This is a genomic window from Azospirillum sp. UFLA03-27 (assembly GCF_059803775.1).
In genome coordinates this window covers 1-4,477 of sequence record NZ_JAUQTX010000373.1, presented here as the reverse complement: position 1 = coordinate 4,477, position 4,477 = coordinate 1, and the positions used below count along the sequence as shown (strand labels likewise).

Genomic DNA, 4,477 nt, shown 5'->3' with positions numbered 1-4,477 from the left:
CACACTTCATCACCAGCGGCTCCGTCGTCCGGGACGCCTCACTGACCGCGGTACTCAGCCCGGAAACGTGACCGTCACGGCAACACCGGCATCGCACCTGATGTCCATCTCGCCGTCAATCTGTTCGACGAGGGAGCGGACGATCCCAAAGCCAAGTGAACCTTCGCGGTCGCCAGACATGCCCACCCCGTTGTCGCGCACACGCAACACCACCCGATCTCTGTGCGGCCGCCGCGCCGTAACCTCGATGCGTCCCGCCAGGAACGACGGAAACGCGTGCTTCACGGCGTTGGTGACCAACTCGTTCACCACCAGCCCCAGCGTAATGGCGTGGTTGGCCGGAACGTGAATGTCCCCGTCCGCCTGCGCCTCGATCCGGATGCCGGCGTTCGTGCCGGTTGCCGTCATCAGCGACGCGCAGAGATCCCGCAGGTAGGGAGCAAGTCTGATCCGGCTGGGGTCCTGGGATTTGCTGAGCAGGTCGTGCGCGTGCGCCATCGCCCCCAGCCGTTCCTGTGTTTCCAGAAAGAGTGCCCTGACCGCTGGGTCCGCTTGCTGATAGGCCTGGGTGATCAGCAGCGACGAGGCGATGGCCAAGCTGTTTTTGGCCCGATGGTCCACCTCGCGGAGCAGCACTTCTTTCTCCGCCAGGAGGCGGGACAGACGCGCGTTGGCCGCCGTCAGCGCCTGTGTCCGCTCGGCCACGCGCCGTTCCAGGTCCAGGGTGAGTTGCCGCAGGTCGTCTTCGGCGGCGCAGCGCCGTGTGATGTCCAGGAAGGACAGAAAATGGTGGACGATCCGCCCGGTCTCGTCGGCCCACCGGCCAACGAACAGCGCTGCCCACAGAGCGCCGCCATCCTTGCGGTACTGCAGGATCTCCAGCGTTTCGTCGCGCTGTTCGGCTATGGCCGCCTTGAACCTTTGGATCGTCGCAGGATCGGTGTCCGGCCCGTCCAGGAAATGCGGCTCCTGCCCAAGGACGTCGTCCATGGCGTAGCCGGACATGTCCAGAAAGGCGCTGTTCGCGAAGACCACCGGATAGCCCGGCAGCGTCGCGTCGGCAACCATCATCGGCACCCGCGTGGCAGCGACCGCCTTGACGAAAATCCCCCCCTGCCGCTGCACTGCGTCCACTTGGCGCTCCGCATCGGAGCGCTCTGGTGTGGCGGGCAGGTTCGGGCGGAAGCTGTTCATGATCGGCAGCATGGCACGGACCGCGTCGGACGGCGAAACCCAAATCCAACCGGTTGCGCGGGTATACGCGACGCGTCCGGCCACCGTCCGCCCGCCAGGAGACCACCCGTGCCGCGCTCGGCGCCTCCACAACAATGCGGACGCCGATGGTTGACAGCCGCCGGGCCGGAGGAAACTAACATGGGTTCGCTCCGCTCTATGGGACGTCCGGGAATGCAAGCCGCTCATGCACTCGGGACGCGATGCGCTCGTCGGTCACCGGCGGGCCATATCCGGCGAGTGCGGCGCGCATCATGTCATTCACGCCGTCGCCGGGCCGTCGCGTCCAAAGCGCAACGTCGAAGGTGCAGCCGAACACCGTCTGGTAACGCCCAAGAAGTTCGTGATCGATCATGGAGTTCCTCCTGGTTCGGGCCGCCTCGGCGCAAGCACTGCCGGGCGCGGCCGCTTGGGGCGCTGTTTTGGCGCCATGATCCGCAACGGCTCCACCCAGCGTGGGGGATAGCCGTCAGCCCCGAAGGACCAGACGGTTCGCGCGGTGCCGTCCACAGCGCGCAGCGACACGCGGGCGTCGTGACCGTCCTTGCCGGCTTGATGCGCGGCCTGCACGGCGGCGGTCAGAGCGCCGTTCCGCCCGCTTGGGAAAGGGCCGTACCGGAACTTCTCCAGAAAAATGAACCAGCCGGTTCCGTGTTGCGCGACGAGATAGTGCGCGTGCGCCATTCCTCACGCCTCCCGCCGGTCCGGCAGGCGCGTGTCCGGATCACCCAAGGCGTTGGCGAGTTGATCCCCGATGAGGCCGGTTGCGGTCCGCAGGTCGGCACCGTGCAGCCGCGCTCCCCACAAACTGGCCTCCGTGCAATCCGCTTCCGACAGGTTCGCACCGGACAGATCGGCATGATCGAGGTTGGCATTCCGGAGATCGGCCTGACAGAGGCGGGCCTTGCCGAGACGGGCGTTCCACAACGACGCCCACTCCAGGCAAGCGCCGTCAAAATTCGCGCCCGAGGCGTCGGCGTGGTCAAGGTCGGCACCCCTCAGATCACAGCCGTCGAACCGTGCCCGGCGCAGGTTGGCGCGCCACAGCGACCGGCCGGACAAATCGGCGTGGCGCAAATCGGCTTGACGGCCCTCCCGTCCCACGCTCTCCAGCCACAGGCGGTGAGCGGCCAACACGGCATCAAGTGCTTCGTCAGACGGCCGCCTTCTCTCCGCTGGAGCAGCTTGATGACCGTCAGGGCTGCGGAAACTTTCCGACATGGTGTTGTCCTCGCTGCGTGTGTGGTCGGGATCAGGAGGCACGTACCCGACGAATCTCGATGAATTGGGTCAGTTGAGCGCCGCACCGCAGGGCGGCTTGACCGGAAGGCGATAAGGTTGGAGGGCGTCCGGAGGAATACGGCGATGCCTCATGCCAGCGTCGTTCGGCGGCAGCCCAACGCAGGCGCTCACGCAGAATGTCGGCACCCTCGGAGGCAGTTCCCGCGAAAGCCATGATGCGCGAATCCATGATTATCCTCCTTCGACGCGGGAGCGCTTTGCATCGCGCCGGTCCGCTCGGGAGCCGTCACCCAAGCCGTTCCCAGCATTGGCGCTCGGCTTCCAGTTCGGTCTTTTCCGCCCCGGCGAAATCGACGCGTGAGATCAGCCCGACGACACGCCCGTCATGGATGACCGGCAGGTGCCGATACCCACCGTCCTCCATCATCTGCAGCCCCGTGAGCGCAAGATCGCTGGCTGGGATCGTGTCGGGATGCCGGGTCATCACCTCGGCCACGGTGACATGCTCCGCATTCCGTCGCTCGGCGACGACGCGGCGAACCACATCCTGTTCCGTGAGGATGCCCTCCAACCGGTTGGCGGTCATGGCGAGCACCACACACTGCCGCCGCTCCTTCATCGCCACCGCCGCGGCGTGGACCGTGGCCGAAGGAGGCAGGATCACCGCCTCAGTGGCGGACATCGCTTCGAAGATTCGGCGCGGCATGGCGGAACTCCTCCATGGCGGTTGGCGGACAGGTGTCGCGACCATAGGTCCATTGGATTTCGTACGGACGGTTCTGCGCCGGTCGTGTCAGCACGATGCTGGCAAAGCCAAGACGGCCGGCCGCTTGCGCTTCTCGCGTCGCACGGACGACCGCATCGTCGAAACTGCCGCACAAGGGATAGACGAACCCATCGGCCTGCACGGTCCAGCCGGCCTGGGTTTCGATGACGAAGAACGCGAGTCTCGTTCGTTCAAGCATGCCGATGCTCCGCTTCGGGCAGCAAGTCCGCGCGCCCGGACAATCACGAGCGGCTTCTGTCCTTGTGTCCCGACGGTGATCCACGGCACTGACGGGCCGTTGCTGGACAGTCTCTAATGACGCCTGGGACTGGAGGCGATCCCCGTGATTTTCTCCCAACTGGGCATACCCCGATGGATATGCTGAAAATTCCTGGCGTGCGTCCTAGGAGAATTTAAGAAAACATGGGTCGTTTCATCCAAGTTTCCAGGGAATCCACAAAATCTTTCTCTCCAGAGGCAATAAAGGGAGCTTTATTGCGCTGAGAGCGGCGCAACGGCATCGCTCGTGCCATTGAGATGACAATTCAAACGCCCGGATCTTCCGGTGCTGTTTCCCACGTCAGGCTTCGCTCGGACAATTTCAGAATGGAGGACCGCGACAAGGGTCATGTCGTCAAGGACGGCATGGTCCAATTCCACAACATCACCGTGACTTATGTGCCGGCCCGAACCAGCCAGGGCTATCGGTCGTCACTCACCTCCGCCTGGTGCGGACCGTTCAGAAAGGATCTGGACGATGGAGGTGTTCTACTGAACCGACGACCCACTGGCGGTGGCTCCGAAGCCGGAGCTTGCGTATCACTGCTGGCGTTCGAGCGTGCCCTGGCGGCGGCCTTCGCTGTCCCGGACGACCAGTTCGCCCTCGGCGAAACCGTGTTCGACGCTACCGATGTGACGCCCGGCGTTGTCGCGCAGCACGTGGCTCCCCTCGACATTCGCCTCGATGCGCCCGACGGGCCGACCACCACGGTCTCGGACGATACCTGTGGCATCGACGTGATTGCCCGAGTCGAAGAGGTGCGTAGGATTGCGCTCACCGGCTGCGGCGGAGGCGGCTCCAATGGCGAACGAAAAAAGAAGAACGATGACGGCGGGCTTCATGGTGTCCTCAAGGGCAACGTTCGAGCCGCAGCCCCCTTTATGTGGCGCTCCACCCACCATCTTGCGAGGGCTCACGTCCAACCCCATACCTTTTGCCCGCGGCCCGGCGCCTTC

The 4,477-nt window shown here is 64.8% G+C and carries 8 protein-coding genes; 1 reads left to right on the top strand and 7 read right to left on the bottom strand.

Annotated elements, in window-relative coordinates; all coding sequences use genetic code 11:
• Positions 1 to 54 precede the first annotated feature (54 nt).
• The 7 genes from Q4I23_RS30785 to Q4I23_RS30755 all read right to left on the bottom strand — a co-directional run bounded on the left by Q4I23_RS30785 (position 55) and on the right by Q4I23_RS30755 (position 3,440).
• Positions 55 to 1,206, bottom strand: coding sequence for a sensor histidine kinase (locus Q4I23_RS30785; RefSeq protein WP_498528741.1), 1,152 nt, complete (start codon positions 1,204 to 1,206; stop codon positions 55 to 57).
• Positions 1,207 to 1,390: 184 nt separating this feature from the next.
• Positions 1,391 to 1,588, bottom strand: coding sequence for a hypothetical protein (locus Q4I23_RS30780; RefSeq protein WP_119509204.1), 198 nt, complete (start codon positions 1,586 to 1,588; stop codon positions 1,391 to 1,393).
• Positions 1,585 to 1,917, bottom strand: a complete 333-nt coding sequence (locus Q4I23_RS30775; RefSeq protein WP_498528740.1) for a hypothetical protein — start codon at positions 1,915 to 1,917, stop codon at positions 1,585 to 1,587. Before Q4I23_RS30775 ends, Q4I23_RS30780 begins: the two co-directional genes overlap by 4 nt.
• A 3-nt stretch (positions 1,918 to 1,920) precedes the next feature.
• The gene (locus Q4I23_RS30770) at positions 1,921 to 2,454 is read right to left on the bottom strand and encodes a pentapeptide repeat-containing protein (protein WP_149650874.1); all 534 of its coding nucleotides are present in this window, start codon (positions 2,452 to 2,454) and stop codon (positions 1,921 to 1,923) included.
• A 31-nt stretch (positions 2,455 to 2,485) separates the two neighbouring features.
• Entirely contained in the window at positions 2,486 to 2,704 is a 219-nt protein-coding gene (locus Q4I23_RS30765; RefSeq protein ID WP_498528739.1) for a hypothetical protein, read from the bottom strand.
• 57 nt (positions 2,705 to 2,761) lie between these two features.
• Positions 2,762 to 3,181: a CBS domain-containing protein gene (locus tag Q4I23_RS30760; RefSeq protein ID WP_498528738.1), complete on the bottom strand. Its 420-nt coding sequence runs from the start codon at positions 3,179 to 3,181 to the stop codon at positions 2,762 to 2,764.
• Positions 3,144 to 3,440 carry a hypothetical protein gene (locus Q4I23_RS30755; RefSeq protein ID WP_176025377.1) on the bottom strand — a complete coding sequence of 99 codons (297 nt, stop codon included), beginning with the start codon at positions 3,438 to 3,440 and terminating at the stop codon, positions 3,144 to 3,146. The genes Q4I23_RS30760 and Q4I23_RS30755 overlap by 38 nt, the downstream gene beginning before the upstream one ends.
• A 407-nt stretch (positions 3,441 to 3,847) precedes the next feature.
• On the opposite strand from Q4I23_RS30755, the gene Q4I23_RS30750 reads away from it, so the two are divergent.
• The coding region (locus tag Q4I23_RS30750) for a hypothetical protein (RefSeq protein WP_498528737.1) at positions 3,848 to 4,477 on the top strand (630 nt) is incomplete at its 3' end.

What these genes read in the sequence shown, in the direction of transcription:
- Q4I23_RS30785 (WP_498528741.1), bottom strand. Translation starts at nt 1,206, where the DNA reads ATGCTGCCGATCATGAACAGCTTCCGCCCGAACCTGCCCGCCACACCA.
- Q4I23_RS30780 (WP_119509204.1), bottom strand. Translation starts at nt 1,588, where the DNA reads ATGATCGATCACGAACTTCTTGGGCGTTACCAGACGGTGTTCGGCTGC.
- Q4I23_RS30775 (WP_498528740.1), bottom strand. Translation starts at nt 1,917, where the DNA reads ATGGCGCACGCGCACTATCTCGTCGCGCAACACGGAACCGGCTGGTTC.
- Q4I23_RS30770 (WP_149650874.1), bottom strand. Translation starts at nt 2,454, where the DNA reads ATGTCGGAAAGTTTCCGCAGCCCTGACGGTCATCAAGCTGCTCCAGCG.
- Q4I23_RS30765 (WP_498528739.1), bottom strand. Translation starts at nt 2,704, where the DNA reads ATGGATTCGCGCATCATGGCTTTCGCGGGAACTGCCTCCGAGGGTGCC.
- Q4I23_RS30760 (WP_498528738.1), bottom strand. Translation starts at nt 3,181, where the DNA reads ATGCCGCGCCGAATCTTCGAAGCGATGTCCGCCACTGAGGCGGTGATC.
- Q4I23_RS30755 (WP_176025377.1), bottom strand. Translation starts at nt 3,440, where the DNA reads ATGCTTGAACGAACGAGACTCGCGTTCTTCGTCATCGAAACCCAGGCC.